This window comes from Duganella sp. Root336D2, from assembly GCF_001425005.1.
Taxonomy (GTDB): domain Bacteria; phylum Pseudomonadota; class Gammaproteobacteria; order Burkholderiales; family Burkholderiaceae_D; genus Rugamonas.
Genome location: NZ_LMDB01000039.1, coordinates 106,099 through 131,841, shown reverse-complemented (window position 1 = coordinate 131,841; position 25,743 = coordinate 106,099). Strand labels below are relative to the sequence as shown.

Genomic DNA, 25,743 nt, shown 5'->3' with positions numbered 1-25,743 from the left:
GCACCCCTGCGAAAACCTATAGTTACTCCCGAACCAACCAAGGAGTAAGTCAATGGGAAAAGAAAAACAGGTGTATATGGCCGGTGCCGGCATTGGCAACCTGGCGGCGGCGGCCTTCATGATCCGCGATGGGAAAATGCGCGGTGAGCAGATTCATATTTACGAATCGCTGGGCGTGGCGGGCGGCAGCCTCGATGGCGCGGGCACCGCGCAAGACGGCTACCGCCTGCGCGGCGGCCGCATGCTGACGACCGATAATTACGAATGCACGTGGGATTTGTTTGCGTCGATTCCATCGCTGGTTCATCCTGGCCAGACGGTGCTGGACGAAACGCTGGCATTCAACGAACTGCATAAATCGCACTCGCAGGCCCGCCTGGTCGACCGCAATCGCCATAAGGTGGACGTGACGTCGATGGGTTTCAGCCTGCGCGACCGGATGGAGCTGCTCAAGCTGCACGAGGCCGATGAGGCTGTGCTGGGCAACAGCCCGATTACCGACCACCTCTCGCCCGAATTCTTCGAAACGCCGTTCTGGTACATGTGGGCCACAACCTTCGCCTTCCAGCCATGGCATAGCGCGGTCGAATTCAAGCGCTACCTGCACCGCTTCATGAAGGAGTTCTCTCGCATCGAAACGCTGGCCGGCGTCAAGCGCACCGTGTACAACCAGTACGATTCGTTCGTCCGTCCGCTGCAGGCATGGCTGGTGCAGCATGGCGTGCGCATCGAGACCGGCTGTACCGTGACCGACATCAAGCTGGCCGACGCCAGGGACGAGCTGCTGGTGCACGCCATCGAGCTTGAGCGCGATGGCCGGCGCGAACTGCTGCCGATCACGCCGGACGACCTGGTGTTCTTCCAGAACGGTTCCATGACCGATGCGTCCAGCTTCGGCAGCATGAAGTCGGCGCCGCCGCAGCTTGACCGCCGCCAGAGCGGTGGCTGGAAGTTGTGGGAGCGCCTGGCGGAAGGCCGTCCCGAACTTGGCAAGCCTGCTGCCTTCAACCGCAATATCCAGCAATCATGGTGGGAATCGTTCACGGTGACGCTGCGCGACACGGCTTTCTTCGACCAGATGGAGGCATTCAGCGGCAATGTTGCCGGCACCGGCGGCCTGGTAACCTTCAAGGATTCCAACTGGCTGATGTCAGTCGTGCTGGCGCACCAGCCCCACTTTGCCGGCCAGCCCGCCGACGTCAAGGTATTCTGGGGCTATGCCCTGCATCCGGACCGTGTCGGCAATTTCGTCGCCAAACCAATGGCCGATTGCAGCGGCGAGGAAATCCTGCGCGAACTGGCCGGGCACCTGAACTTCGAACCTGAGGTATTCGCACAGGCAAACTGCATCCCTTGCCGCATGCCCTACATCACCAGCATGTTCATGCCGCGTCACTACAGCGACCGTCCGCTGCCGGTGCCGTTCGGCTCGCGCAACCTCGCCCTGGTGAGCCAGTTCGTCGAAGTGCCGGACGACGTGGTATTCACGGTCGAATACTCCGTGCGCGCGGCGCAGATGGCGGTCTACCAGCTGCTGGGGATCGAACGCGAAATCCCGCCGATCAAGCGCCACGACAAGACGCTGGAAGTGATGCTCGCCGCCCTGGTCAAGGCGGCCTGACAAAGGAAGCGCGCGGCCGATCGGGGAATCCTTGACCTGGCTCAAGGATTTTTAGTTCGCGCCCGCGCATGATGCCGGCTATGAATCTCGCAAACTCACTCCTGCACGCGCTGGCTGATCACGGCGCGCGCGAAGTCTTTGGTATCCCCGGAGACTTCGTCCTTGCCTTTTTCGAACAAATTGAGAAATCTGGCGTCCTGCCCCTCTACACCCTGAGCCACGAGCCGGGTGTAGGCTTTGCAGCCGATGGGGCGGCACGCTATCACGGGCGCATAAGCGTGGCGGCGGTGACCTATGGTGCGGGGGCCCTCAATATGGTCAACGCCGTCGCGGGCGCTTATGCTGAAAAAGTACCGATGGTGGTGATCTCCGGCGCGCCGGGCACCAATGAACGCCGCAACGGCTTCCTGCTGCACCACCAGGTCAAGCACCTGGATTCGCAGATGGCGATCTTCCGCGAGATCACCTGCGACCAGTGCGTGCTGGACGATCCGCAGCGCGCCCCGGAAGACATTGCGCGCGTGCTGCGCAGTGCGATCACGCACTCGCGCCCAGTCTATATCGAGCTGCCGCGCGACATGGTGCATGCGCCGTGTGCACGGGTGCACGCCTTGCCGGCGCCGGTCCATGATGCGGATGCCCTGGCGGCCTGCGTGGAAGAAGTGCTGGCCCGCCTCGAACGCGCCGCACGCCCGGTGCTGATGGTCGATATCGAAATCCGCCGCTTTGGCCTGGAGAGCAAGGTGGCGCAGCTGGCCACCAGGCTGCAGGTACCGGTGGTGACCTGCTTCATGGGCCGCGGCCTGCTGGCCAGCGAGCCGGAAGCGCCGCTGCTGGGCACCTACCTCGGCGTCGCCGGCGCCCCGGAAGTGACCGAAGCCGTGGAAGGTTCGGACGCCCTGCTGATGCTGGGCGTAATCCTGTCCGACACGAATTTCGGCGTGCAGCGCGAACGCATCGACCTGCGCAAATGCATGCTGGCGCTGGACGGCGACGTCACGCTCGGCTACCACACCTACCACGACATCCCGCTGGAGGCGCTGGTGGACGGCCTGCTGGCCCGCGCCAAGCCGCTGCGCGCCGACGCCGCCCTGCGCGGCGAACGCACCGCCTATCCATGCGACCTGCCTGCCGACGACAGCCCGCTGGTACCGCGCGACGTGGCCAGCGCCATCAACGACATGATGCGCAAGCACGGCCGCATGACCATCGCTTCCGACATCGGCGACTGCCTGTTCACCGCGCTCGATATCGAGAACACCGACCTGCTGGCGCCCGGCTACTACGCCACCATGGGTTACGGCGTGCCTGCTGCCTTCGGCCTGCAAGCCGCCGGCGGCGAACGACCGCTGGTGCTGGTAGGCGACGGCGCCTTCCAGATGACGGGCTGGGAGTTGGGCAACTGCCAGCGCTACGGCCTGGACCCGATCGTGGTCATCTTCAACAACTGCAGCTGGGAGATGCTGCGCGCCTTCCAGCCGCAATCCGGCTTCTGCGACTTGAGCGACTGGCGCTTTGCCGACATGGCGCCGGCACTGGGCGGCGACGGCTACCGCGTCGCCACGCGCGCCGAACTGGTGGCGGCACTGGAGGGCGCCGTGCAGCGGCGCGGCCGCTTCCAGCTGGTGGAGGTCATGCTGCCGCGCGGCGGCCAGTCCGACACCCTGGCGCGCTTCGTCAACGGCGTACGCCGCTTGCAGGGAACCAAAGCATGATCGAACTCGTTTGTCCCGCCGGCAGCCTGCCGGCATTGAAAGCAGCTGTCGACAATGGCGCAGATACCGTTTACCTCGGCTTCCGCGACGCTACCAATGCACGCAACTTCGCCGGCCTGAATTTCGATGAAGCCGCGATTGCGGAAGGCATCCGCTATGCCCACCAGCGCGGCCGCCAGGTCCTGCTGGCGCTGAACACCTATCCGCAGGCGGGCAACTGGCAGCTCTGGCGCGAAGCAGTCGACCGCGCGGTCGGCGCCGGTATCGACGCCATCATCCTGGCCGATCCCGGCCTGATGGAATACGCCCGCAGCAAGCATCCCGGCTTGCGCCTGCACCTGTCGGTGCAAGGCTCCGCCACCAATTACGAGGCGATCAACTTCTACCACGAACAGTTCGGCATTTCGCGCGCCGTGCTGCCGCGCGTGCTGTCGATGCAGCAGGTTGAGCACCTGATCCGCCATGTGAAGACCGAAATCGAAGTATTCGGCTTCGGCAGCCTGTGCGTGATGGTGGAGGGCCGCTGCGCGCTGTCGTCCTACGCCACCGGCGAATCGCCCAACACCGCTGGCGTATGCTCGCCCGCCAAGGCGGTGCGCTGGCAGCAGACGCCGAAAGGCCTGGAGTCGCGCCTGAACGGCGTGCTGATCGACCGCTACCAGCCGGATGAAAACGCCAGCTATCCGACGCTGTGCAAGGGCCGTTTCGAGGTGGAGGGTGAGACTTACTACGCCATCGAAGAACCGGCCAGCCTGAACACCATGGAACTGCTGCCGCAACTGGTGCAGATGGGCGTCAAGGCGATCAAGATCGAAGGCCGCCAGCGCAGTCCCGCCTACGTGGCGCAAGTGACGCAGGCGTGGCGCTCGGCCATCGATGCCTGTGGCGACGGCAAGCGCCGCTTCGCCATCCACCCAAGCTGGAGCGCCGCGCTGGACCGCGTGGCGGAAGGCCAGCAGCACACCTTGGGCGCCTATCACCGCAAATGGAAATGAGTATGTTGAAACTAGCCCTCGGCCCGGTGCTGTATTACTGGCCGCGCCTGACCATGTTCGAGTTCTACCAGCAGGTAGCCGAAAGTCCGGTCGATATCGTCTATCTCGGCGAAGTCGTATGCTCGCGCCGCCATGAACTGCGCCTGCCCGACTGGCTCGATATCGCCGCCCTGCTGCGCGATGCCGGCAAGGAAGTGGTGCTGTCCACGCAAGCCCTGATCGAATCGGGCGCCGAGCTGACCACCATGCGCAAGCTATGCGAACACCGCGACTTCCTGGTGGAGGCCAATGACTTCGGCGCCGTGCGCAACCTGGAAGGCGCCGGTTTCATCGCCGGCCCGCACCTGAACATCTACAGCGAGCCGACGCTTGCCGTACTGGCGCGCCAGGGGGCACGCCGCTGGGTAGCGCCGCTGGAAATGGACCGCGCTGCCATCGGCACCCTGCTCAAGACGCAGCCCGCCGGCATGGAAAGCGAAGTGTTTGCCTGGGGCCGCATGCCGCTGGCCTTCTCCGCTCGCTGCATGACAGCGCGCAACCGCAACTTGCCGAAGGACGACTGCCAGTTCAGCTGCATCGATTATCCCGATGGCCTGATCATGGACACCCGCGAACAGAAGGCCTTCCTGGTCCTGAACGGGATCCAGACCCAGTCGGCGCTGTGCTGCAACCTGGTACGCGCGGTGCCGGAGATGGCAGACATGGGCATCAATGTGCTGCGCATTTCGCCGCAGTCGCGCGATACGCTGGAAGTGGTGGCGGCGTTCGACAAGGTGCGCCGCGGCGAATGGCAGGCGCCACATGCTGCCGTCATGCTGGAGTCGCTGGCTCCCGGCGGAAGCTGCGACGGTTTCTGGTACGGCCAGCCCGGTATGGAGCGTGTAGCGTGAATAATGCAATGACCGCCCCATTCCGCATACCGCCCGCCATCGGCCGCCTGCTGGGCCGCCTGCCGCCGCAGCCGCCCGCCTGGCTGTTCGTGCAGGGACTGAACCGAATCCTGGCGCCGCAATTGCCTGAAGACGTGCGCCAGGCCCTGTTTGCCCGCCGCCTGCGCCTGCGGGTGGAAGATGCCGGGCTGGCGATTGATTTTGGCTGGCAGGGCAAGGGCTTTGATATGGCCCGCCACGGCGACCAGCCCGACCTGACCATCGGCGCCAGTGCGCATGACCTGGTACTGATGGCGCGCCGGCAGGAAGACCCGGACACCCTGTTCTTCTGCCGCCGCCTGATCCTCGAAGGCGACACGGAACTGGGCCTGCTGTTCAAGAACACGCTGGACGGCCTGGATGCCAGCGCCTTCGATTGGCGCAAGCTGCTGCCGAAATTCCCGACCCCGCCCGGCGCCCGCCATGGCTGAAAAGACGCTGCCGCTGGTGTACTCGTGCTCCGGCTGCAGCAGCGCCGCGCAACTGGCCAACGCCATTGCGCTCAGGCTTGACCGGGAAGGCGCCGCAGAAATGTCCTGCATCGCCGGCGTGGGCGGCGGCGTCGCCCCGCTGGTCAGGCTGGCCCAATCCGGCCGCACCATCATCGCCATCGACGGCTGCCCGCTGGCCTGCGCCCGCGAATGCCTGGCCAAACAAGGCGTCGCTCCGCGCCACCACCTCCTCCTCAACGAACTTGGCGTACGCAAGAAGATGCACGCCGACTTCGATCCCGCCGATGTCGACCGCTTGGCCTGCCAAGCCGCCAGCCTGCTCGAAATCCTGACGGACTGACAACCTGATTGCCCACAAAAGGCGATAATAACGATCGCGTTTCGCGGTTCCAATAGGCAAAGACTATTGAGTCTATTTGAACAATCAAATTTTCAAATCTACGAGAAGGCCTTAAACTGGCGTCTCATTGATTCACAAACCCACGAGGAAACCACAATGTCCCTGATTAACACCCAAGTAAAACCATTCAAGGCCACCGCATACCACAACGGCAAATTCGTTGACCTGAGCGAAGAATCCCTGAAAGGCAAGTGGTCCGTATTCGTGTTCTACCCAGCCGACTTCACCTTCGTGTGCCCAACCGAGCTGGAAGACCTGGCAGACCACCACGCAGAATTCGCCAAGCTGGGCGTGGACGTGTACGGCATCTCGACCGACACCCACTTCGCCCACAAGGCATGGCACGACACCTCCGACGCGATCAAGAAAGTGCAGTACGCCCTGATCGGCGACCCAACCGGCACCCTGTCGCGCAATTTCGAAGTGATGATCGAAGAAGAAGGCTTGGCGCTGCGCGGCACCTTCGTGATCAATCCGGAAGGCTTCATCAAAGTGCTGGAAGTGCACGACAACGGCATCGGCCGCGACGCAGCTGAACTGCTGCGCAAAGTGAAGGCAGCCCAGTATGTGGCTTCCCACCCAGGCGAAGTGTGCCCAGCCAAGTGGACCGAAGGCGCGGCAACCCTGAAGCCATCGCTGGACCTGGTCGGCAAGATCTAAGCATCTCGTCTGCTAATGGCTTGAACAGGCGACCCCACGGGGTCGCCTTGGGGCGTTGAAGCGGTACCTACCGCAAGCGACTAATCAAGAAAGGAATAGCCATGCTGGACGCAGACCTGAAAGCCCAACTCTCCTCCTACCTGGAGCGCGTTGTCCACCCGATCGAGATCGTGGCGAACACCGACGCCTCCGCCAAATCGCAGGAAATGTCGGCCCTGCTGCAGGACATCGTATCCGCAGGCCACGGCAAGATTACCATCGTTGCAGGCGCTGACGACAAGGCCCGCAAGCCTTCCTTCGACATCACCCGCAAAGGCAGCGATATCGGCGTGAGCTTCGCCGGCATCCCGATGGGCCACGAATTCACCTCCCTGGTGCTGGCACTGCTGCAAGTCGGCGGCCACCCGATCAAGCTGGATGAAAAAGTCATCGAGCAAATCCGCAACCTGGACGGCGATTTCGTCTTCGAAACCTTCATCTCACTGAGCTGCCACAACTGCCCTGAAGTGGTGCAGGCACTGAACGCCATGTCCGTGATCAACCCGCGCATCAAGGTGGTGGCAGTGGATGGCGGCGTGTTCCCGAAAGAAGTCGAGGAACGCCAGGTGATGGCTGTGCCGATGATGTACCTGAACGGCCAGCACTTCGGCCAGGGCCGCACCAACGTCGAGGAAATCCTCGCCAAGCTGGATACCGGCGCCTCGGCCCGCGCTGCGGCTGAATTGAGCAAGAAAGACGTGTTCGACGTGCTGATCGTCGGCGGCGGCCCTGCAGGCGCTGCTGCGGCCATCTACACGGCGCGCAAAGGCATCCGCACCGGCGTGATTGCCGACCGCTTCGGCGGCCAGGTGCTGGATACGCTGTCGATCGAGAACTTCGTCTCGGTCAAGGAAACCGACGGCCAGAAATTCGCGGTCGCACTGGAGCAGCACGTCAAGGAATACGACGTGGACATCATGAACACCCAACGCGCTTCGAAGATCGTGCCGGGCAAGATCAAGGAAGTCCACACCGAAAGCGGCGCCGTGCTGAAAGCCAGGTCCGTGATCATTTCGACCGGCGCCCGCTGGCGCGAAATCAATGTGCCGGGCGAGAAGGAATACCGCAACCACGGCGTTGCCTACTGCCCGCACTGCGATGGCCCGCTGTTCAAGGGCAAGCGCGTAGCGGTGATCGGCGGCGGCAACTCTGGCGTGGAAGCGGCGATCGACCTGGCCGGCATCGTGGAGCATGTGACCCTGATCGAATTCGGCGCGGAACTGCGCGCGGATGCGGTGTTGCAGCGCAAGCTGGCCACCCTGCGCAATGTGAAGGTGATCAAATCGGCGCAGACCAGCGAGGTTCACGGCGACGGCAAGAAGGTCAATGGCTTGAGCTATACCGACCGTGAGAGCGGCCAGTCGCATCGCATAGAGCTGGAAGGCGTGTTCGTGCAGATTGGCCTGGTGCCGAATACCGAATGGCTGAAGGGCACCATCGACCTGTCCAAGCATGGCGAGATCGAGGTGGATGCCAAGGGGCAGACTTCGGAGACCGGCGTGTTTGCCGCAGGCGACGTGACCACGGTGCCGTACAAGCAGATCGTGATCGCGGTCGGTGAAGGCGCGAAGGCGGCACTGGGCTCGTTCGATTACCTGATCCGCTCTTCGGCGGATGATGAGCCGGCGGCGATTGCTGCTTAAACCGGTAAGGCGGGGGGCAGACCCAAGGGTCTGACCCCTGGTGTGCGAGATGAGCAGACAGTGTCAGGCACTTGTGCCTGACACAGGTTTACCGGTTCTGGAAATGAAAAAAGCCCCGAATTTCTTCGGGGCTTTTCTCTGAATATTGGCGGAGCGGACGGGGCTCGAACCCGCGACCCCCGGCGTGACAGGCCGGTATTCTAACCAACTGAACTACCGCTCCAATTCTTCCGCAGTGACTGGTGGGCGCTGAGAGGCTCGAACTCCCGACCTAATCCTTGTAAGGGATCCGCTCTACCAACTGAGCTAAGCGCCCCTGCCTTCACTGTTGAACGTTTGTCACAACGTTCAGAAGAGGCCGCATTATAGGATGGATTTTCGAACCTGCGCAAGCGTTTTTCCAAAAAACCTCAAAATTATCTGGCAACCCCGATTTGCGACAGCAGCCAGGCCATTTCGAAGGCTTTCTCGCCCAGCGCGTTATAGCGGCCGGACGAGCCGCCGTGGCCCGCTCCCATGTTCACCTTCAGCAGCAGCGGATTGCTGTCGGTCTTATTGCGGCGCAGTTTGGCCACGTACTTGGCCGGCTCCCAGTACATCACCTGGCTGTCATTCAGGCCGGTGGTGACCAGCATGGCTGGATAATCTTTCAATAAGATGTTGTCATACGGGGAATAGCTGCGCATGTAGTCGTACGCCGGTTTTTCGTTCGGATTGCCCCACTCCAGGTATTCGCCGGTAGTCAGCGGCAGGCTGGCATCCATCATGGTGTTCATCACGTCGACGAACGGCACAGCCGCGTGCACCGCCTTGAACAGGTCGGGACGCATGTTCACCACGGCACCCATCAGCAGGCCGCCGGCGCTGCCGCCCTGGATCGCCAGGCGCTCGCGCGAAGTCCATTTTTCCTTGACCAGGTATTCGGCGCTGTCGATGAAGTCGTTGAAGGTGTTCTTCTTGTGCATCAGCATGCCGTCGTCATGCCATTGCTCGCCCATGTCGTTGCCGCCGCGGATATGCGCCGCCGCGTAGATCACGCCGCGTTCCAGCATGCTCAGTCGGGTCAGCGAGAAGTTCGCTTCCTGCGCAATGCCGTAAGAGCCGTAGGAGTACAGCACCATCGGCGCCGAGCCATCCAGCTTCACGCCTTTCTTGTAGGCGACCCAGATCGGCACTTTCACGCCGTCGCGCGCGGTTGCCCACAGGCGTCTGGTCTCGTATTGGCTGAAGTCGAAGCCGCCCGCCACCTCCTGCTTTTTCAGCACGGTGCGTTCGCCGGTCTTCATGTCCACGTCGATGGTGGCGGGCGGGGCCAGCGGCGACTGGTAGCTGATGCGGTATTTGGCCAGGCCGTAATCGAGGTTGGTGGAAGGCGTGGACACATACACCTCGTCGTCGAACTTCACGGTCAGCCACTTCTTGCTGCCGAAGTCGTAAATGCGGGTACGGCCCAGGGCGCGCGATTTCTCGTTCACCGCCAGGAAGCCTTTGAACAAGCTCACGCCTTGCAGCAGGGTGTCCTTGTCATGCGGGATGACCTCGGTCCACTTTTTCGGGTTGGCGACCGGTGCGCTGACCAGGCGGAAGTTCTTGGCGTCCTTGTTGGTGCGGATGTAGAGCTGGCCGTCGCGGTGGCTGACGAAGTAGCGGTGGCCCTTGCTGCGGCCCAGCACGGACTTGAAGCTGCCCTTCGGCCGGTCTGCCGGCAGCATGAACACTTCGGTGGTATCGGTCGCGCCGGACAGCAGGTAGATATGCTTGCGATCCAGGCTGCCCATCACGTCCAGCGAGAACTGCTCCACAGCCTCGTGGTAGACCTGCTCAGGCTGGCCGTCGAGCGTAACGCGGAACAGGCGGTCGGCGCGCTTGGTGGTGGCATCTTCCTGTACGACGAACAGGGTCTTGTTGTCGGCAGCCCAGGCTACGCTGGTCACGCGCGGCATGCTGGTCGACAGCACTTTGCCGCTGGCCAGGTCCTTCACGTGCAGCTCATATTGGCGGAAGCCGTTGTTATCGGTGGTATAGGCCAGCAGCCTGGCGTCCGGGCTGGCGACCATCATCCCCACGTGGAAGAACTTGAGGCCTTCAGCCATCGCGTTCTGGTCCAGCATGATTTCTTCCGCAGCGGAGGCGTCGTAGCTGCCGTCCTTGGCTGCCAGGCGGCGGCAGTTGAGCTGGTACTGCTTGCCCGCCTCAATCCGGGTGTAATAGTAGTAATCGCCGCGGCGCGCAGGCACCGACAGGTCGGCCGGCATCGTGCGATCCTTGAACTCCTTGTACAAGGCATCGGCGAAGGGCTTGATGCCTTCGGTCATGGCGGCGGTATAGCTATTTTCCGCATTCAGGTATTCAATGACGGCAGGATTGGTCTTTTCCTGCAGCCAGCGGTAATCGTCGCTCACCTGCTCGCCGTGGCGGGTCTCCATCCATTGCGTTTTTTCGGCGATCGGCGGCTGCGGCAGGTCCGCGGCGAAGGCTGGTGCGGCCAGCAGGGGTAACAGCAGGCCGGTGATAAGGTGTTTGCTCACTTCTTCAGCTCCAAGGGGGAAAATGTGCAATGATTCTAGGGTGCCATAGTTAGAAATACAACAAGAATGATCACTACCGAAAAGCTGTATGCGCGCGTCGGCAAGCGCCTGCTGCCCTTCCTGTTCCTATGCTACGTGGTGGCATACCTGGACCGGGTGAACGTCGGCTTTGCCAAGCTGCAGATGCAGGCCGACTTGCAGTTCTCCGATACCGTGTACGGACTGGGCGCCGGTATCTTCTTCGTCGGCTACTTCCTGTGCGAGGTGCCATCCAACCTGCTGATGCTGCGCGTTGGTGCGCGGCGCTGGATCGCGCGCATCATGGCCAGCTGGGGCCTGCTGTCGGCGGCCATGCTGTTCACCACCAGCTCGACCAGTTTCTACGCGATGCGCTTCCTGCTCGGCGTGGCGGAGGCAGGCTTCTTCCCCGGCGTGATCATGTACCTGACCTACTGGTATCCCGCGCAGCGGCGCGCCCGCATCGTCGCCATCTTCATGAGCGGCGTCGCCGTGGCGGGCGTGGTGGGCGGACCGCTATCGGGCTGGATCATGTCGCATTTCGCCGGACATGGCGGCCTGGCCGGATGGCAGTGGCTATTCCTGCTGGAGGGCCTGCCGGCAGTGGTGCTGGGCGTGCTGACGCTGGCGCTGCTGGACGATGGCATCGATGATGCGGGCTGGCTGAGCGATGAGGAAAAGGCGCTGCTGAAACGCGAGCTGGCAAGCGACGGCGCACCGCGCGCGCAATGGGGCCTGCGCCATGTGTTCGGCAGCAGCCGGGTGTGGATCCTCGCCCTGGCGTACTTCCTGCTCGTGATGGGACTGTACGGCGTGGGCTTCTGGCTGCCGCAGCTGATACGCAACAGCGGCGTGCAGGACGTGCTGGATATCGGCCTGCTGACGGCCATCCCGTACGGTATCGCCGCGGTGGCGATGATCCTGGTCGCGCGCCATTCGGACCACACGGGCGAGCGCCGCTGGCACGTTGCGCTGGCGGCCTTCATCGGCGCAGCGGCGCTGCTGGCGTCGACGCACTATGCCAACAACCCGGTGCTGGCGCTGGCCGCGCTGAGCGTGGCGACGGCGGGCATCCTCAGCACCTTCCCGGTGTTCTGGAGCATCCCGACAGCCATGCTGGGCGGCTCGGCGGCGGCGGCAGGCATCGCCATGATCAATTCGCTGGGCAACCTGGCCGGCTTCGCCAGCCCTTACCTGGTGGGCGCGATCAAGGATGCAACGCACAGCACGGCCAACGGCATGCTGCTGGTGGCAGCCAGCCTGGCCGCCGGCGGCGCACTGGTGCTGCTGTGCGTCGGCAGCAAAGGAGAAATGCTGTGAAGACTGGCCGCGAGCTGCTGTCCGAACTGTTCAACGCCGCGCTGCGCGCCGCCGACCCGCTGGAAACCATCGCGGCCCACCTGCCGCCGCCGCCCAAAGGCCGCACCGTCATCATCGGCGCCGGCAAGGCTTCTGCGCGCATGGCGCAGGGCGTGGAGCGGCGCTGGCATGGTCCCCTCAGCGGCGTGGTGGTGACGCGCTACGGCCACGGGGCGCCAACCAGGCAGGTGGAGGTGATCGAGGCCGGCCACCCGGTGCCGGACGACGCCAGCCAGGCCGCCGCGCGCCGCATGCTGGCCGCCGTACGCGGGCTGGGACCGGACGATATGGTGCTGTGCCTGATGTCCGGCGGCGGTTCGGCGCTGATGTCGCTGCCGGCCCCCGGCATGACGCTGGAACAGAAGCGTGACATCAACAAGGCCCTGCTGCGCAGCGGCGCGCCGATCGGCGACATCAATATCGTGCGCAAGCACCTGTCGGCCGTCAAGGGCGGCAGGCTGGCGCTGGCTTGCGGCGAGGCGCGCGTGGTGACCTTGGTGCTGTCGGACGTGCCTGGCGACGATCCGGCGGTAGTGGCCAGTGGCCCTACCTTGGCCGATGCATCGACCGCGCAGGACGCGCTGCGCATCCTGCAGCAATATGGCATCGAGATCGCACCGGCCGTGCGCGCCGTGCTGGAAGACCCGGCGCAGGAAACCCCCAAGCCCGGCGACCCGCGCCTGGCGCGCAATAGCGTGGCCGTGATTGCATCCGCCAGGCATGCCCTGCAGGCGGCGGCCGACGTCGCCCGCGCCGAGGGCCTGCGCCCGCTCATATTGAGCGACCGGCTGGAGGGCGAATCGCGGACCGTGGCGGTATCGCATGCGGCGCTGGCGCAGGGCGTGATCCATCATGGCAGCCCGCTGCGGGCGCCGTGCGTCATCCTGTCCGGTGGAGAAACCAGCGTCACCGTGCGCGGCTCGGGCCGCGGTGGACGCAATGCGGAATACCTGCTGGCGCTGGCCGTTGCATTGCAAGGCACGCCGGGCGTACACGCCATTGCCTGCGATACCGACGGCATTGACGGCACCGAAGACAATGCCGGCGCCGTGCTGGGGCCGGAGACGCTGCAGCGCGCCGCCGCGCTGGGACTCGACGCGCAAGCCCTGCTCGACAACAACGACGGTTACAGCTTCTTCTCCGCACTGGGCGACCTGGTGGTCACCGGGCCCACGCGCACCAATGTGAACGACTTCCGGGCGATCCTGGTTATTTGATGGCGGCGGCCATTTTGGCCCACACCGCATCGCCAATGTCCTTGCGGCCATCCGGTGCACGGTAGGACAGGAAGAAGGTCTCCTTCTTCTTGCCGGTTGCCATGTACATGAAGTAGGCCGGCTGACCCGTGGTGCCGCTGATCATGGAAATCATCACGGCCGGGTTCTTCGCCTCCTTGAACTCCTGAACCTGGATATTGGTCGCTGCGCCGCGCAGTTTGTTCAGCGAGCCCGGATCGTTGATGCCGTAGAACACATGGTGGGCCGGGTCGTACGTGACGTTGGTGGCGGTCGAGCCGTACATGTAGCCATTGCGGGTCGGCAGGTTGGCGGCCGTGGCTGTCGCCGCATCCTCAGGGCGCATCCAGTATGAATAGCCGATTTTCTTGACCTTGGACTGCTGGAACTCCGCCGGTACAGGCACGTTCAGGGCAATCTGGAACGGCAGGCGGCCCTGCATGAAGTCATTGACCGGCACCTCGCGCGTCTGCACCTGCACGGCGGCTGGGGCCGGAGCGGCGGCAGGCTTGGCCGCCTTCGCTGATGCCGATGGCGCTGCGGCCGCTGCCGCAGCGGTGGCGCTGGTGATGGCCAGGCTGGCCGCAAACAAAATCGATTTCACGTAATGCTCCTGTTCTTCATTTTCTATTACCTGGGAGGTAATCGTCGCACGGCGCCGATTTGTTGACAATGGCCTCACCAACCAACGATAGGAGAAACACCATGCAAATCGTCGAAAAATACCTGGCCGCCTGGAATGAACGCGACACCGGCGCCCGCCGCGCAGCAGTGGAGGCAGCCTTTGATCCGGCTGCAGCCTACAAGGACCCGCTGATGCAAGGCGCCGGCCACGAAGGCCTGGAGGCGATGATCGGCGCTGCGCAGGGCCTCTTTCCCGGCCACCGCTTCGAGCTGTCCGGTGCCCCGGCCAGCCACAACGACATGCTACGCTTCTCATGGACGCTGGGCGCGCCGGGAGCAGATCCGGTGGCGCGCGGCACCGACATCGCGGTGCTTGCGGCCGATGGCCGCCTGGCCAGCGTAACCGGGTTCCTCGATTAAGGAAAGGCGGGCGAATGGGCGCAGCAGCACCAGGGCAGTATTTCAGCGATTTCGCGGCGGCGATGCGCTATTGGCGCAGCAAGCGCGGCTTCAGCCAGCTGCGGCTGTCGACCGAGAGCGGCATCTCGCAGCGCCATATCAGCTTCCTGGAAAGCGGGCGCTCGCAGCCCAGCCGCGAGATGATCCTGAAACTCGGCATCGTGCTGGATATCCCGCTGCGCGAGCGCAATGTGATGCTGCTGGCGGCCGGCTATGCGCCGGCCTACCAGGAGCGCAACCTGTCCGACCCCGAGATGAAGGCGGTGATGCAGGCGCTGGATTTCATGCTGCGGCAGCAGGCGCCTTATCCAGCGCTGGTGGTGGACCGCTTGTGGAACCTGGTCATGAGCAATGGCCCGGCCGGCAAGATGATCGAGTGGCTGCTCGACGGACCGCCCAGCACCGGTAATGTCATCAAGCTGACGCTGGCGCCGGATGGCCTGCGCAAGTACATCGTCAACTGGGAAGATGTCAGCGCCGACCTGCTGCAGTGGATCCAGCGCGAGGCCATGGGCGATGGGCCTGGCAGCGAAGCGACCAGGCTGCTGGAGGAGCTATTGGCGATGCCGGGCATCCGGGCCGCGTCGCAGACTGCCAACCTGGATCGCCGCGCATTGCCATTCCTGCCGTTCACGGTGCGCAAGGACGGCGTGGAACTCAATCTGTTCACCACCATCACCACGCTTGGCACGCCGCATGACGTGACGCTGCATGAACTGCGCATGGAGGCGTTCTTCCCCGCCGACGAGGCGACGGCGGAGTGGTTCCGCAAGCTGCCGGCTTAAAACTCTTCCCAGTCGTCGCCAGGAGGCGTTGCGCGCGCTGGTGCTGCCGCAGGTTTTGCCGGGGATTTTGCCAAAGGTTTTGCCGCAGGTTTTGCCGCAGGTTTTGCCGATGCGCTGCGCGCTCCGGCGGAGGCTTGCGTAGCCGCGACGTCGGCCTCGATGATGTCGTCCGCCGCCGCTTCCCTGGCCCTCGGTTGCCCGCTGGCCGCGGCCGCCGCGCGCCGCGATAGGCCGGCGCCGGCCGTCCCGCGTGCTGCCCGCAACGGCGGGATTGTCGCGCGCGCCGGCACGCTGACTGCGCGGGCGGCAGGAGCCGCCGGCGTCCGCGCCGCCAAATATGTCCCTGCCGAGCCTTCCATCCGGAACACCGCCACCGCCTCCACCAGCCGCTCCGACTGCTCCTGCATGCTGCGCGCCGCAGCCGCAGCCTGTTCCACCAGCGCGGCATTCTGCTGCGTCGCGTTATCCATCTCCACGATGGCCGTATTCACCTGCTCGATGCCGGAGGATTGCTCCTGGCTGGCCGACGTAATCTCGTTCATGATGTCCGCCACCTGCTGCACCGATGCCACGATCTGCTGCATGGTGGCCCCGGCGCGATCCACCAGCGCACCGCCGGCATCGACCTTCGCGTTCGAATCGTCGATCAGCTCCTTGATCTCCTTGGCCGCCGCAGCGCTGCGCTGCGCAAGGTTGCGCACCTCCGACGCCACCACGGCAAAGCCGCGCCCCTGTTCGCCGGCGCGTGCCGCTTCGACAGCGGCATTCAGCGCCAGGATATTGGTCTGGAACGCAATGCCATCGATCACGCTGATGATGTCCGCCATGCGCGCCGAACTGGCCTTGATCCCGCCCATGGTATCGACCACCTCGCCCACCACCTGCCCGCCCTCGTTGGCGTGGGCCGCCGCCGACACCACAAGCTGGTTGGCCTGGCGCGCGTTGTCCGCATTCTGGCGCACCGTGGACGTCAACTCTTCCATCGACGAGGCGGTTTCCTCCAGGCTTGCCGCCTGTTGTTCGGTGCGGCGCGACAGGTCCAGGTTGCCCGCCGCGATCTCCGCTGCCGCGGTATTGATCGTATCGGTGGAAGTGCGAACCGAACCTACGGTGCTTTTGAGGGAAGCCACCATGTCCTTGAGCGCATGCAGCAAGCGCCCGGTTTCATCCTTGCGGCTGGTGTCGATGTCGGCAGTCAGGTCGCCGTGCGCCACGGTCTCCGCTACTTCCACGGCTTGCAGCAAGGGGCCCGTTACCGAACGCGTGATCAGGTACCCTGCCAGAATCGACAATATCGTCGCCAGCACCAGCAGGCCGATCATCAGCATCGTTGCATTGGAAGCGGACCTGGTCGCCTCATCGCCATCATGCGCCATCAGCTTGTTCTGCTGATCCAGGATCGCATCGAGCTTGCCGAAGTAGGCGTTCTGCAGCGGAATGGCCTGCTTGAACAGGATCTGCACCGCGCTGTCCTGGTCGCCGTCCTTGAACAGCTTGAGCACTTCGTCGCGCTTGGCGCGGAAGGTTTCAAACGCCTGGGTTTCCTCGGCAAACAGCTTCTTCGCCTCGTCCGACAGCAGGATCTTCTGCAGTTTCTCCGCAGCCGCGGCACCCGCTTTGTCGGCGTCCGCCATGCTGGCCAGGAAGCCATCGCTGCTGATCTTGTCCGGTGCCAGCATGGCGTTGCGCAGCGCCTGCGCCGAACGGTTGGAATAGCTGCGCATTTCGTTGGTCAGCTGCACCTTCAGGTAGCGATCGCTGATCAGCCTGTCCGTCAGGTTCGCGTTGTGGCTCAGGCGGCTGATCCCCGTCAGCGACATCGCCAGTTGGATCGCAATAGCCAGCGCAAAACCGAGCGCCAGCTTGACACCGATATTCATGTTCGAAAAGCTCATGCAAGCCTCGCCGGAAAGTGGTTTTTGTTTCGATGATCGCACAGGCATGGTAACGCGGCGCCGCGATCAGCGCCACAGCAAACTCAGGGTGCCGGCTGGTAGGCGGAAATGATGCCACGCCCGTGGTCCGGCACCAGGCTGCGGCCATTCGCCTCGCCGACATACTTGCCGTAAATGCGAGCCACGGTGCCGTCGGCCACCATGCCAAGCAAGGTTTCGGCAAACACCTTGCGCGCCGCCGGCGCCAGGCCGTCGCGCGAAAGATAGGCGCCGGCCAGCACGGCTGCCGATTCGGTCACCGGCATCACGCGGGCCTGCTTTTGCAGGCCGGCGCTTTGCAGGTAGCGCGAGTAAATGGTCATCGGCGCCAGGGTCGCCTCGGCGCGCTGCGAGGCCATTTTCCTGAAAGCGATATCAAAGTCGTTGACCACCTCGACCCGGCCTTGCCCGCGCAGCCGCTCGACCTGGGTCAGGACTTCAGGCGCATACAGGATGCCGCGTACCAGGTTCAGGCGCGCGCTGCCATGCTCCACCAGTTCAGCCAGCGATTTGAAGGTGGCCGGCACGCGGTGCGACAGCACCAGGTCGAAGCGCGTCGTCACAAAAGGCACGAACTGGCCCAGGCGGTCGCGTTCGGCGCTGCGGGCGGAACTCGCGGTCAGGTTGATGCGGCCGTTTGCATACTCGGCCCACAGCCGCGCCCGCGGGTACCAGCTGATATTCAGGGGGCAGTTGGTGCGCCGCGCCAGTTCCCGCACAACGTCGATGGCGGCTCCGCCGACCTTGTCGTCCTCGCGGAACGACGCCAGGCCAAGATCGCTGGCGCCGGCATGCAAGGGAGCGGGGCAGGTGGCAGCGCCAAGGGCCGGGACGGCGGCGAAAGCGAACAGCAGTGGAAGGATGCGCATGCCCAGCAGTATATCCAGTGGGCACCTTGCGTAAAATGCTGTATATAATTACAGTATCACAAGCGAACTCGACTATTTGTTATGGACTGGCCCCGCCGCATTGCCCACCTCGACATGGACGCCTTTTACGCGTCCGTGGAGCTGTTGCGCTATCCGGAATTGCGCGGCCTGCCCGTCGTGATCGGCGGCGGCGGACGCCACCAGCCGCGCGAGCTGCCGGACGGCACCCGCGAGTTTTCCCGCCTGCGCGATTACGCGGGGCGTGGCGTGATTACCACTTCCACCTATGAAGCGCGGGCGCTGGGCGTGTTTTCCGCCATGGGCACCATGAAGGCGGCGGCGCTGGCGCCGGACGCCATCCTGCTGCCGGTGGATTTCGATTCCTACCGCAAGTACTCGCGCCTGTTCAAGGCGGCGGTGGCCGCCATCGCCCCGCAGATCGAAGACCGCGGCATTGACGAAATCTATATCGACCTGACCGAGGTCGAGGGTGAAACGCGCGAACTGGCCCAGCGCATCAAGGACGCGGTGCGCGCCGCCACCGGGCTGTCGTGCTCGATCGGCGTGGCGCCCAACAAACTGCTGGCCAAGATCTGCTCCGACCTGGAAAAGCCCAACGGCCTGGCCGTGGTCGGCCATGACGACGTGGCGGCGCGCATCTGGCCGCTGGCGGTGCGCAAGGTGAACGGCATTGGCCCCAAGGCGGAGAAAAAGCTGGTCGCGCTCGGCATCGACACGGTGGGCCAGCTGGCAGCGGCCGACCCAGCCCTGCTGCAGGAGCATTTCGGCCTCAATTACGCCGAATGGCTGCAGCGCATTTCCCATGGCCACGACGAGCGTGAGCTTGCCACGCGCAGCGAGCCGAAAGGCGTCAGCCGCGAAACCACCTTTTCGCGCGACCTGCACGTCAAGCGCGACCGCGCCGAGCTGTCCGAGATCTTCACCCGCCTGTGCCAGAAGGTGGCCGATGACCTGGCGCGCAAGCGCTACGCCGGCCGCACCGTGGGCATCAAGCTGCGCTATGCCGACTTCCGCACCGTGACGCGCGACCTGACCCTGCCCTCGCCCACGGCCGATGCCGCCGCCATCCGCCGCGCCGCCGGCGAATGCCTGCGCCGGGTGCCGCTGGATGACCGGCTGCGCCTGCTCGGCGTGCGCATGTCGGCCCTGTGCACGCTGGAAGAGGCCGCCCAAGCCCAGCCGGCGCAGGGTGATCTTTTTGCCAATATGTGATATTTTCGCTACGCGAGCTGGCAAGCTGAGTCCGGCTGCAAAACGGAATACCCTATGCAAGCAGATTTCCGCCCGGCGCGGCGCGCCTGGCTGGCCGTTATCGCCCTGCTGCACCTTGCAGTGTTCTTGTGCTGGCGCGGCCTGCCCGAGCGGCGCGAAGCCGGTCCTCTGCGTGAAAGCGAACTGGTCTACCTGCTGGCGCCTCCCGAGCCCAGCACCGCCGCCGCGCCTGCCCGGCGCGCGGCGGGGCGGCCGAAGCCGCCCCTGCCCTCGGTCCGCGCCGTCCCCGCGCCCGCAGCGTCCGTTAGCGAGCCGGCGCTCGCCGAGGCAGTGACGGTGCCGGCGAGCGCCGGCGATCCCGGCGATCCGTTTGCCAAACCGGCGGCGCCGGCTGAGAGCCTGCTCGAGAGAAACCGCAAGTTGGCCGCCGGCGTTGACCGCCAGCTACGCAAGGAAAGCCTGAACCAGTTCGCCACCATTGTGCCAGAGCAAAGTCCGCTGGCCCGGCAGCTGGCCCGCGCCTATAAAGGGGAAGTGGTGCTCGAGCAAGTCTCCACCATGGCTGACGGCCGCAGCGTGAAACGCTACCGCGCCGGCGGCCAGGAATGGTGCGAAGTGGTGAACCTGGTGGGGGCGGCGGGGCAGGACCCTTTCCGCGACGGAAACAAATATCAAGTGAAGACCTGCCCATGAGCGCGCTGCGACGGCGGCATGGCTGGCTGCTCCCGATTGCTGGCCTGCACCTGGCCCTGCTGGTTTGCTGGCGCTTGACCGCAACGCCCACCATTGCGACCGAGGCGCAGCGTGAGGGGGAGATGGTATTCCTGATGCACATCGCGGACCGGCAGCCGCAACCGGAGGCGCCGCGGGTTCCCTCGGCGCCGCGCTCGCGCCGCAGTGCAGCGCCTTTGCCCACGGCGGCAGGACCCGCAGTCCCGGCAGCCGCCAGCATGCCGCCGCGGGCCGAGCTGCCACCGGAGGCGGCTGCGCCCGATCCCTTCGCGCAACCGGCGCCCGAGGTGCGAAGCCTGGTTGAGCGAGCCCGTTCAGCGGCCATCGGGGTCGACCGCGAACTGCGCAAAGAGAGCAAAAATGACAATGACCGGGCCCTGGCGCACGAACCGAAACTGGCGCAGGACATCGCCCTGGCCTACAAAGGGTCCGGTGCCTTTTCGATGACCGAAACGGTGTTGCCCAACGGCGACAGCCTGGCACGCGTCACCACGCCCCTCGGCAGCTACTGCATTCTCAAGCGCGGCAACCGCGACAAGGCAGGGCTGAACGCCGTCGACAACAACGGTAAAACATTTATCGTTCGCTGCCCCAAATAGCTCCTGCTAAAATGTCGTTCCTTTGAAAATGCTCAGCTAGGCTGCAAACAAGTATGTGGTTTAAGAATCTCCAGGTCTACCGTCTGCCCGCGCCTTGGGCATTTACTCCAGAACAACTCGAAGAGGCCCTCCAGCCGCAGTCCTTCTCTCCTGCCAGCAGCAATGAGCTGATGCGCCAGGGCTGGGACAAACCGCGCCCGAACGGCGGCCTGGTGCACGTCGTCAACAAGCAGATGCTGATGGTGCTGGGCACCGAGAAAAAGCTGCTGCCATCGACCGTGGTCAACCAGGTTGCCAAGGCGCGCGCTGCTGAAATGGAAGAGCAGCAAGGCTTCGCCCCTGGCAAGAAAGCCATGAAAGAACTCAAGGAACGCGTGCACGACGAACTGCTGCCGCGCGCCTTCACCATCCGCAGCAACACCTGGTGCTGGATCGACCCGGTCAACGGCTGGCTGGTGGTCGATGCCGCCAGCCCGGCCAAGGCCGACGACATCATCAAGATGCTGCTGAAAGCGGTCGACCGCATGCCGATCGAGAGCCTGCGCGTACAGCGTTCGCCAGTCGGCGTGATGACCGCCTGGCTGCAGGACGACGAAGCGCCGGCCGGCTTCACCGTCGACATGGACACCGAACTGCGCGCCACCGGCGAGAGCAAGGCGGCGGTGCGCTATGTGCGCCACACCCTGGAGCCGGAAGAAGTGCGCCGCCACATCGCGGCCGGCAAGCAGTGCACCCGCCTGGCCATGACCTGGGACAGCAAGATCAGCTTCGTGCTGACCGAAGCGCTGGCCATCAAGGGCGTCAAGCCGCTGGACGTGATGAAGGAAAACGACGCCGTTACCCGTAACGACGACGAACGCTTCGACGGCGACTTCATGCTGATGACCGGCGAGCTGTCCAAGCTGCTGCAGGATGTGGTTGACGCCCTGGGCGGCGAAGCGAAAGCTTAAGACCGCGTGAGCGCCAGCAGGCGCTCGCAATAGCCCGCAGCCGTGTCCTCGGGCACATTGGTCACACCAAGCAGCAGCCCGCCGCTGGCGGGTGCTGCCCCGGCATACCATCCGGACAAGGCGGATGGCGCCATGCCAAGGCTGCGTGCCCGCGTAGCGACTTCCACATCGTTGACTCCCTGCGGCAATTGCAGCAGCACGCCCAGTGCCGCCGGCGCATGGACCGCGCCCAGCTGTTCCAGCGCCGCGCCCAATGCGTTCCTGCGCTCCTGGTACAAGCGCTTCATGTGCCGCAAATGGCGCAGGTAGGCGCCGCTATGCAGGAACTCCGCAACGGCCAGCTGCACCACCGGCGGTGGCGCGCTGGCGCAAATGGAAGCCGTTTGCGCCAGCAAGTCGGCCAGCTCCGGCGGCGCTACGAGGAAACCCACCCTTAGCGAAGGGGTCAGCGTCTTGCTGAACGTGCCAAGGTGTAGCACGCGGCCTTTGCGGTCCTGCGATGCCAATGCCGGCGCGGCGCGGCCTTGCGGCTGCAATTCGCCCAGGTAGTCGTCCTCGATGATCCAGGCGCCGGCCTGCGCCGCCCACTCCAGCAAGACCTGGCGCCTGCGCAGCGACAGCGTAACGCCGAGCGGCGCCTGCTGGCCAGGCGTCACCACCGCCAGTTTGGCACGTGGCGCCAGGTGCACACCGGCTGCCACGTCCAGTCCTTCGGCATCGACCGGGACCGGCACCAGCTGCAGGCCCGCCGCAGCGAGCGCATCGCGGGTAGCCATATACCCCGGCTGTTCAATCCATGCCTGCTCGCCTTTCAACTCGAGTGCACGCAGGACCAGTCCCAGCGCGCCAGCGTAGCCGTTGCAGACCAGCACCTGCCCGGGCGTGCAATCGAGCCCGCGCGCCACGCACAGGTAAGCCGCGATTTCCGCGCGCAGGGAATATTCGCCGCGCGGATCGGGATAGGACAGGGGCAACGCAGCCGCTGCGCGGGCAGCCCGGCCCATCACGCGCGACCAGGTCTTGAAGGGAAAGGCATCCTGGGCCGGCACGCCGACCTGGAAAGGTTTGGTGCTGACGGCGCGACCGGGAAAGGCCCGCACCACTTCCAGCACTGCAGCACCCGGTGCAGCGCGTGTAGACTCGCTGCCTTGCCGGCCTGCGCCTGCCACAGCGCCTCCGGCACAGACGAAAGTGCCGGCCGCGCCTGCGGCGTAGACCAGTTGTTCATCGCGCAGCCGCTCATAAGCCTGCCGCACCGTGCCGCGCGCGACTCCCAGTTGAGCCGCCAGGTCATGCCAGGACGGCAGCCGTGCCTGCGGCGCCAGGCGGCCATCGCTGATCGCCCCGCGCAGGCCGAGGAAGATCTGGTCTGCCAACGTGGCAGCGGCTTTGCGGTCAATGGCGAGCTTGATCGAATGGTACATAAATTCAGCGCATTCTTGCGTCTTTAGAGTGAACCAAGGCAAAGGTACCATGGTTTTCCTACCAATCCACGAAAGCCATCATGTTCAAACCCCTGATCACCGCACTGCTGGTGAGCCTTTCCACCGTCGCCGCCCATGCCGATGAAGCAGGCAGCGGCGCCAGCCGCGCCAGACTGGCCGGCAAGGCGTTGTTAGGCCAGCCGGGTCCCGCCGCTGTACTGCAAACCATTGACGGCCAGCGTATCGACCTCGCTTCGTACTACGGCAAGCAGCCGGTCTACCTCAAATTCTGGGCCACCTGGTGCGTTCCCTGCCGAGAGCAGATGCCCGCGTTCAAGAAGGCTTTCCAGCAGTACGGCGACAAGCTTGCCGTGGTCGCAGTCAATGCCGGCTACAGCGATACCGAATCGGAAGTGAAAAACTACCGCAGCCAGCATGGCCTGCATATGCCAATCGTCATCGATGACGGTTCGCTGGCGGCCAACCTGAACCTTCGCGTAACGCCGCAGCACATCGTGATTGGCCGCGATGGTCGCATCCGGCACATCGGCCATTTGCACGACAAGGAACTTGAGAACGCCCTGCAAAGCGCGGTAAACGAACGCGCGGTCGCGACTCCCCTGGCGCTGGCGCCGGCTGCTGCTGCGGCGCCCCGTCCAGCCCTGAAAGTTGGCGACATTGCGCAAGGCCTGCCGCTGCCCGTCGTACAGGACAAGCCGCGCGCCCTGATGTTCTTTTCCCCCTGGTGCGAATCCTATTTTCGCGAAAGCCGCCCTGCGATTGCACAGGCCTGCCAACGCATGCGTGAAGAAGCCGAGGCGCTGGCCGCAACGCCGGGGGTTGAATGGACTGCCGTCGCATCGCCGGTATGGTCGTCGGAAAAGGAGGTCGCGGAATTCGCCCGCAGCAAAAAGTCGCGCATGGCCATGCGGCTGGACAAGGACGGAGCGCTATTCAATGCCTTCGGCGTACGCCAGATTCCCAGCATTGTTCTGCTTGACCGGCAAGGCCGCGTAGCGCGCGTCATGGGCCCTGAAGAGCGCGGCCTGGCGCAGGCAGTGCAAGCCTTGCAGGTGCAATGATGCGGCGCCTGTTGCTGGCGCTGCTGCTCGCAGCGCTGGGGATGGCTCGGGCGATGGCTGGGGACTTCCTCGAACCCGAAGCCGCATTTCGCTTCTCGGCGCGGATGGCGGACGGCGGCGCCGCCGAGGTCAGTTTCGACATTGCCGACGGCTACTACATGTACCGCGACCGGTTCCGCTTCACTGCGGACGGGGCCAAACTGGGTGCACCCGAACTGCCGCCAGGTAAAGTGAAATTCGACCAGACCTTCGACAAGGAGGTGGAAACCTACCGCCACCGCGTCACGTTGCGCGTGCCGGTGCAGGGCGAAGGTCCCTTCGTGCTGCGCGTGACGAGCCAGGGCTGCGCCGACGCGGGCCTGTGCTACTCGCCAATGGATTCCGGCGTCACGCTGGAGGCGGCGGCACCGCTGGCGCAAGCGCTGCAAGGCGGCCAATTACTCACGATCGTGCCCCTGTTCCTGCTGCTTGGCCTTGGCCTGGCCTTCACGCCCTGCGTGCTGCCGATGGTTCCGATCCTGTCTTCGATCATAGTCGGCGACAGCGCAAAGCCAAGCCGCCGGCGCGGCCTCCTGTTGTCTGGCGCCTACTCACTGGGCATGGCACTGGTGTACACCGCCTTCGGCGTCGCAGCCGGACTGGCCGGCGAAGGCTTAGCCGCTTCGCTGCAAAAACCGTGGCTGATCGGCGCCTTTGCCTTGCTGCTTTCCGCGCTGGCGCTCTCGATGTTCGGCCTCTACGAACTGCAATTGCCTGCGATCCTGCAATCGCGCCTGGCCGACAGCGCCAATCGCCGCACAGCCGGCAAGCTGGCGGGCGTATTCGGCATGGGTTCCATCTCCGCGCTGATGGTCGGCCCCTGCGTGGCAGCACCGCTGGCAGGCGCGCTGGTCTACATCAGCCAGACGCGCGACGTGCTGGTCGGCGGCAGCGCGCTGTTTGCAATGGCGGCCGGCATGAGCGTGCCGCTGGTGCTGGTCGGCCTGTCGGCTGGCAGCCTGCTGCCGCGCGCTGGTGCATGGATGGAATGGGTCAAGCGCGGCTTCGGCATCATGCTGCTGGCGCTGGCCGTGTGGATGGCGTGGCCGCTGCTACCTAACCCTCACGTTTCCGCGCTTCCGTTTAAGCCGGTCGCCAATGTGCAACAGCTCGAGGCCGAATTGGCGAAAGGCCGCCCCGTCATGCTCGACTTCTACGCCGACTGGTGCATATCATGCAAGGAAATGGAAAAGTTCACCTTCCGCGCCGCGCCGGTGAAGTCAGCCCTGGAAGGCACCGTGCTGCTACAGGCCGACGTCACGGCCAATAGCGAGGAAGACAAGGCCCTGCTGAAACGCTATGGCCTGTTTGGACCGCCCGCCATCATTCTGTTCGATGGCGGGGGCAAAGAGCGGGCGCGCGTAATCGGCTACCAGGACGCCGCGCGCTTCCAGCAAACGCTGGCGAGACTCAAATGAT

General features: G+C 64.5%; 23 protein-coding genes and 2 tRNA genes. 18 read left to right on the top strand and 7 right to left on the bottom strand.

Annotated elements, in window-relative coordinates; genetic code table 11:
- The first annotated feature begins 52 nt into the window (after positions 1 to 52).
- The 8 genes from ASD07_RS28650 to ahpF all read left to right on the top strand — a co-directional run bounded on the left by ASD07_RS28650 (position 53) and on the right by ahpF (position 8,454).
- Positions 53 to 1,621, top strand: coding sequence for an oleate hydratase (locus ASD07_RS28650; RefSeq protein WP_055938891.1), 1,569 nt, complete (start codon positions 53 to 55; stop codon positions 1,619 to 1,621).
- A gap of 80 nt (positions 1,622 to 1,701) precedes the next feature.
- Positions 1,702 to 3,336 carry an indolepyruvate/phenylpyruvate decarboxylase gene (gene ipdC / locus ASD07_RS28645; protein WP_055938889.1) on the top strand — a complete coding sequence of 545 codons (1,635 nt, stop codon included), beginning with the start codon at positions 1,702 to 1,704 and terminating at the stop codon, positions 3,334 to 3,336.
- On the top strand, positions 3,333 to 4,331 hold the full coding sequence (locus tag ASD07_RS28640; RefSeq protein WP_055938886.1) for a peptidase U32 family protein: 999 nt from the start codon (positions 3,333 to 3,335) through the stop codon (positions 4,329 to 4,331). Before ipdC ends, ASD07_RS28640 begins: the two co-directional genes overlap by 4 nt.
- A gap of 2 nt (positions 4,332 to 4,333) precedes the next feature.
- Positions 4,334 to 5,221, top strand: coding sequence for a U32 family peptidase (locus ASD07_RS28635; protein ID WP_082507624.1), 888 nt, complete (start codon positions 4,334 to 4,336; stop codon positions 5,219 to 5,221).
- Positions 5,222 to 5,229: 8 nt separating this feature from the next.
- Positions 5,230 to 5,691: an SCP2 domain-containing protein gene (locus ASD07_RS28630; protein WP_055939575.1), complete on the top strand. Its 462-nt coding sequence runs from the start codon at positions 5,230 to 5,232 to the stop codon at positions 5,689 to 5,691.
- On the top strand, positions 5,684 to 6,052 hold the full coding sequence (locus tag ASD07_RS28625; protein WP_055938882.1) for a putative zinc-binding protein: 369 nt from the start codon (positions 5,684 to 5,686) through the stop codon (positions 6,050 to 6,052). The genes ASD07_RS28630 and ASD07_RS28625 overlap by 8 nt, the downstream gene beginning before the upstream one ends.
- A gap of 156 nt (positions 6,053 to 6,208) precedes the next feature.
- The gene (gene ahpC, locus ASD07_RS28620) at positions 6,209 to 6,772 is read left to right on the top strand and encodes an alkyl hydroperoxide reductase subunit C (RefSeq protein WP_055938879.1); all 564 of its coding nucleotides are present in this window, start codon (positions 6,209 to 6,211) and stop codon (positions 6,770 to 6,772) included.
- 101 nt (positions 6,773 to 6,873) lie between these two features.
- Complete coding sequence (gene ahpF / locus ASD07_RS28615; RefSeq protein WP_055938876.1) at positions 6,874 to 8,454, top strand: alkyl hydroperoxide reductase subunit F; 1,581 nt, start codon at positions 6,874 to 6,876, stop codon at positions 8,452 to 8,454.
- Positions 8,455 to 8,600: 146 nt separating this feature from the next.
- On the opposite strand, the gene ASD07_RS28610 is transcribed toward ahpF, so the two are convergent.
- The 3 genes from ASD07_RS28610 to ASD07_RS28600 all read right to left on the bottom strand — a co-directional run bounded on the left by ASD07_RS28610 (position 8,601) and on the right by ASD07_RS28600 (position 10,982).
- Positions 8,601 to 8,677, bottom strand: a tRNA-Asp gene (locus ASD07_RS28610).
- Between the two features lie 17 nt (positions 8,678 to 8,694).
- Positions 8,695 to 8,770: transfer RNA gene (locus tag ASD07_RS28605), tRNA-Val, on the bottom strand.
- A gap of 100 nt (positions 8,771 to 8,870) precedes the next feature.
- Entirely contained in the window at positions 8,871 to 10,982 is a 2,112-nt protein-coding gene (locus ASD07_RS28600; protein WP_055938873.1) for a S9 family peptidase, read from the bottom strand.
- 66 nt (positions 10,983 to 11,048) lie between these two features.
- On the opposite strand from ASD07_RS28600, the gene ASD07_RS31960 reads away from it, so the two are divergent.
- On the top strand, positions 11,049 to 12,320 hold the full coding sequence (locus ASD07_RS31960; protein ID WP_055938870.1) for an MFS transporter: 1,272 nt from the start codon (positions 11,049 to 11,051) through the stop codon (positions 12,318 to 12,320).
- Complete coding sequence (locus ASD07_RS28590; protein ID WP_055938867.1) at positions 12,317 to 13,576, top strand: glycerate kinase; 1,260 nt, start codon at positions 12,317 to 12,319, stop codon at positions 13,574 to 13,576. Before ASD07_RS31960 ends, ASD07_RS28590 begins: the two co-directional genes overlap by 4 nt.
- Here the strand turns inward: ASD07_RS28590 and ASD07_RS28585 are convergent.
- Positions 13,569 to 14,198: a hypothetical protein gene (locus tag ASD07_RS28585; protein ID WP_055938864.1), complete on the bottom strand. Its 630-nt coding sequence runs from the start codon at positions 14,196 to 14,198 to the stop codon at positions 13,569 to 13,571. The genes ASD07_RS28590 and ASD07_RS28585 overlap by 8 nt on opposite strands.
- Positions 14,199 to 14,299: 101 nt before the next feature.
- On the opposite strand from ASD07_RS28585, the gene ASD07_RS28580 reads away from it, so the two are divergent.
- The gene (locus ASD07_RS28580) at positions 14,300 to 14,638 is read left to right on the top strand and encodes a nuclear transport factor 2 family protein (protein WP_055938861.1); all 339 of its coding nucleotides are present in this window, start codon (positions 14,300 to 14,302) and stop codon (positions 14,636 to 14,638) included.
- 14 nt (positions 14,639 to 14,652) lie between these two features.
- The gene (locus tag ASD07_RS28575; RefSeq protein WP_200953874.1) at positions 14,653 to 15,462 is read left to right on the top strand and encodes a helix-turn-helix domain-containing protein; all 810 of its coding nucleotides are present in this window, start codon (positions 14,653 to 14,655) and stop codon (positions 15,460 to 15,462) included.
- Here ASD07_RS28575 and ASD07_RS32185 read toward each other — a convergent pair.
- On the bottom strand, positions 15,459 to 17,357 hold the full coding sequence (locus tag ASD07_RS32185) for a methyl-accepting chemotaxis protein (RefSeq protein WP_082507621.1): 1,899 nt from the start codon (positions 17,355 to 17,357) through the stop codon (positions 15,459 to 15,461). The genes ASD07_RS28575 and ASD07_RS32185 overlap by 4 nt on opposite strands.
- An 83-nt stretch (positions 17,358 to 17,440) precedes the next feature.
- Positions 17,441 to 18,265 carry an ABC transporter substrate-binding protein gene (locus ASD07_RS28565; protein ID WP_055938858.1) on the bottom strand — a complete coding sequence of 275 codons (825 nt, stop codon included), beginning with the start codon at positions 18,263 to 18,265 and terminating at the stop codon, positions 17,441 to 17,443.
- An 81-nt stretch (positions 18,266 to 18,346) separates the two neighbouring features.
- On the opposite strand from ASD07_RS28565, the gene dinB reads away from it, so the two are divergent.
- The 4 genes from dinB to ASD07_RS28545 are packed head-to-tail and all read left to right on the top strand — an operon-like array spanning position 18,347 to position 21,779.
- The gene (gene dinB / locus ASD07_RS28560) at positions 18,347 to 19,498 is read left to right on the top strand and encodes a DNA polymerase IV (RefSeq protein ID WP_055938855.1); all 1,152 of its coding nucleotides are present in this window, start codon (positions 18,347 to 18,349) and stop codon (positions 19,496 to 19,498) included.
- Between the two features lie 54 nt (positions 19,499 to 19,552).
- The gene (locus ASD07_RS28555) at positions 19,553 to 20,191 is read left to right on the top strand and encodes a hypothetical protein (protein ID WP_055938852.1); all 639 of its coding nucleotides are present in this window, start codon (positions 19,553 to 19,555) and stop codon (positions 20,189 to 20,191) included.
- Positions 20,188 to 20,829, top strand: a complete 642-nt coding sequence (locus ASD07_RS28550; protein ID WP_055938849.1) for a hypothetical protein — start codon at positions 20,188 to 20,190, stop codon at positions 20,827 to 20,829. Before ASD07_RS28555 ends, ASD07_RS28550 begins: the two co-directional genes overlap by 4 nt.
- Before the next feature lie 53 nt (positions 20,830 to 20,882).
- Positions 20,883 to 21,779: a recombination-associated protein RdgC gene (locus ASD07_RS28545; protein WP_055938846.1), complete on the top strand. Its 897-nt coding sequence runs from the start codon at positions 20,883 to 20,885 to the stop codon at positions 21,777 to 21,779.
- Here ASD07_RS28545 and ASD07_RS28540 read toward each other — a convergent pair.
- Positions 21,776 to 23,203 carry a PLP-dependent aminotransferase family protein gene (locus ASD07_RS28540; RefSeq protein WP_055938844.1) on the bottom strand — a complete coding sequence of 476 codons (1,428 nt, stop codon included), beginning with the start codon at positions 23,201 to 23,203 and terminating at the stop codon, positions 21,776 to 21,778. The genes ASD07_RS28545 and ASD07_RS28540 overlap by 4 nt on opposite strands.
- Positions 23,204 to 23,283: 80 nt before the next feature.
- On the opposite strand from ASD07_RS28540, the gene ASD07_RS28535 reads away from it, so the two are divergent.
- The gene (locus tag ASD07_RS28535; RefSeq protein WP_055938841.1) at positions 23,284 to 24,285 is read left to right on the top strand and encodes a redoxin domain-containing protein; all 1,002 of its coding nucleotides are present in this window, start codon (positions 23,284 to 23,286) and stop codon (positions 24,283 to 24,285) included.
- A complete protein-coding gene (gene dsbD, locus ASD07_RS28530; RefSeq protein WP_055938839.1) occupies positions 24,282 to 25,742 on the top strand; it encodes a protein-disulfide reductase DsbD in 1,461 nt (486 codons plus the stop codon). Before ASD07_RS28535 ends, dsbD begins: the two co-directional genes overlap by 4 nt.
- The last annotated feature ends 1 nt before the right edge of the window (position 25,743 follow it).

Coding starts and splice junctions, on each gene's coding strand:
- ASD07_RS28650 (WP_055938891.1), top strand. CDS start 53: ATGGGAAAAGAAAAACAGGTGTATATGGCCGGTGCCGGCATTGGCAAC.
- ipdC (WP_055938889.1), top strand. CDS start 1,702: ATGAATCTCGCAAACTCACTCCTGCACGCGCTGGCTGATCACGGCGCG.
- ASD07_RS28640 (WP_055938886.1), top strand. CDS start 3,333: ATGATCGAACTCGTTTGTCCCGCCGGCAGCCTGCCGGCATTGAAAGCA.
- ASD07_RS28635 (WP_082507624.1), top strand. CDS start 4,334: ATGTTGAAACTAGCCCTCGGCCCGGTGCTGTATTACTGGCCGCGCCTG.
- ASD07_RS28630 (WP_055939575.1), top strand. CDS start 5,230: ATGACCGCCCCATTCCGCATACCGCCCGCCATCGGCCGCCTGCTGGGC.
- ASD07_RS28625 (WP_055938882.1), top strand. CDS start 5,684: ATGGCTGAAAAGACGCTGCCGCTGGTGTACTCGTGCTCCGGCTGCAGC.
- ahpC (WP_055938879.1), top strand. CDS start 6,209: ATGTCCCTGATTAACACCCAAGTAAAACCATTCAAGGCCACCGCATAC.
- ahpF (WP_055938876.1), top strand. CDS start 6,874: ATGCTGGACGCAGACCTGAAAGCCCAACTCTCCTCCTACCTGGAGCGC.
- ASD07_RS31960 (WP_055938870.1), top strand. CDS start 11,049: ATGATCACTACCGAAAAGCTGTATGCGCGCGTCGGCAAGCGCCTGCTG.
- ASD07_RS28580 (WP_055938861.1), top strand. CDS start 14,300: ATGCAAATCGTCGAAAAATACCTGGCCGCCTGGAATGAACGCGACACC.
- ASD07_RS28575 (WP_200953874.1), top strand. CDS start 14,653: ATGGGCGCAGCAGCACCAGGGCAGTATTTCAGCGATTTCGCGGCGGCG.
- ASD07_RS32185 (WP_082507621.1), bottom strand. CDS start 17,357: ATGAGCTTTTCGAACATGAATATCGGTGTCAAGCTGGCGCTCGGTTTT.
- ASD07_RS28565 (WP_055938858.1), bottom strand. CDS start 18,265: ATGCGCATCCTTCCACTGCTGTTCGCTTTCGCCGCCGTCCCGGCCCTT.
- dinB (WP_055938855.1), top strand. CDS start 18,347: ATGGACTGGCCCCGCCGCATTGCCCACCTCGACATGGACGCCTTTTAC.
- ASD07_RS28555 (WP_055938852.1), top strand. CDS start 19,553: ATGCAAGCAGATTTCCGCCCGGCGCGGCGCGCCTGGCTGGCCGTTATC.
- ASD07_RS28550 (WP_055938849.1), top strand. CDS start 20,188: ATGAGCGCGCTGCGACGGCGGCATGGCTGGCTGCTCCCGATTGCTGGC.
- ASD07_RS28545 (WP_055938846.1), top strand. CDS start 20,883: ATGTGGTTTAAGAATCTCCAGGTCTACCGTCTGCCCGCGCCTTGGGCA.
- ASD07_RS28540 (WP_055938844.1), bottom strand. CDS start 23,203: ATGTACCATTCGATCAAGCTCGCCATTGACCGCAAAGCCGCTGCCACG.
- ASD07_RS28535 (WP_055938841.1), top strand. CDS start 23,284: ATGTTCAAACCCCTGATCACCGCACTGCTGGTGAGCCTTTCCACCGTC.
- dsbD (WP_055938839.1), top strand. CDS start 24,282: ATGATGCGGCGCCTGTTGCTGGCGCTGCTGCTCGCAGCGCTGGGGATG.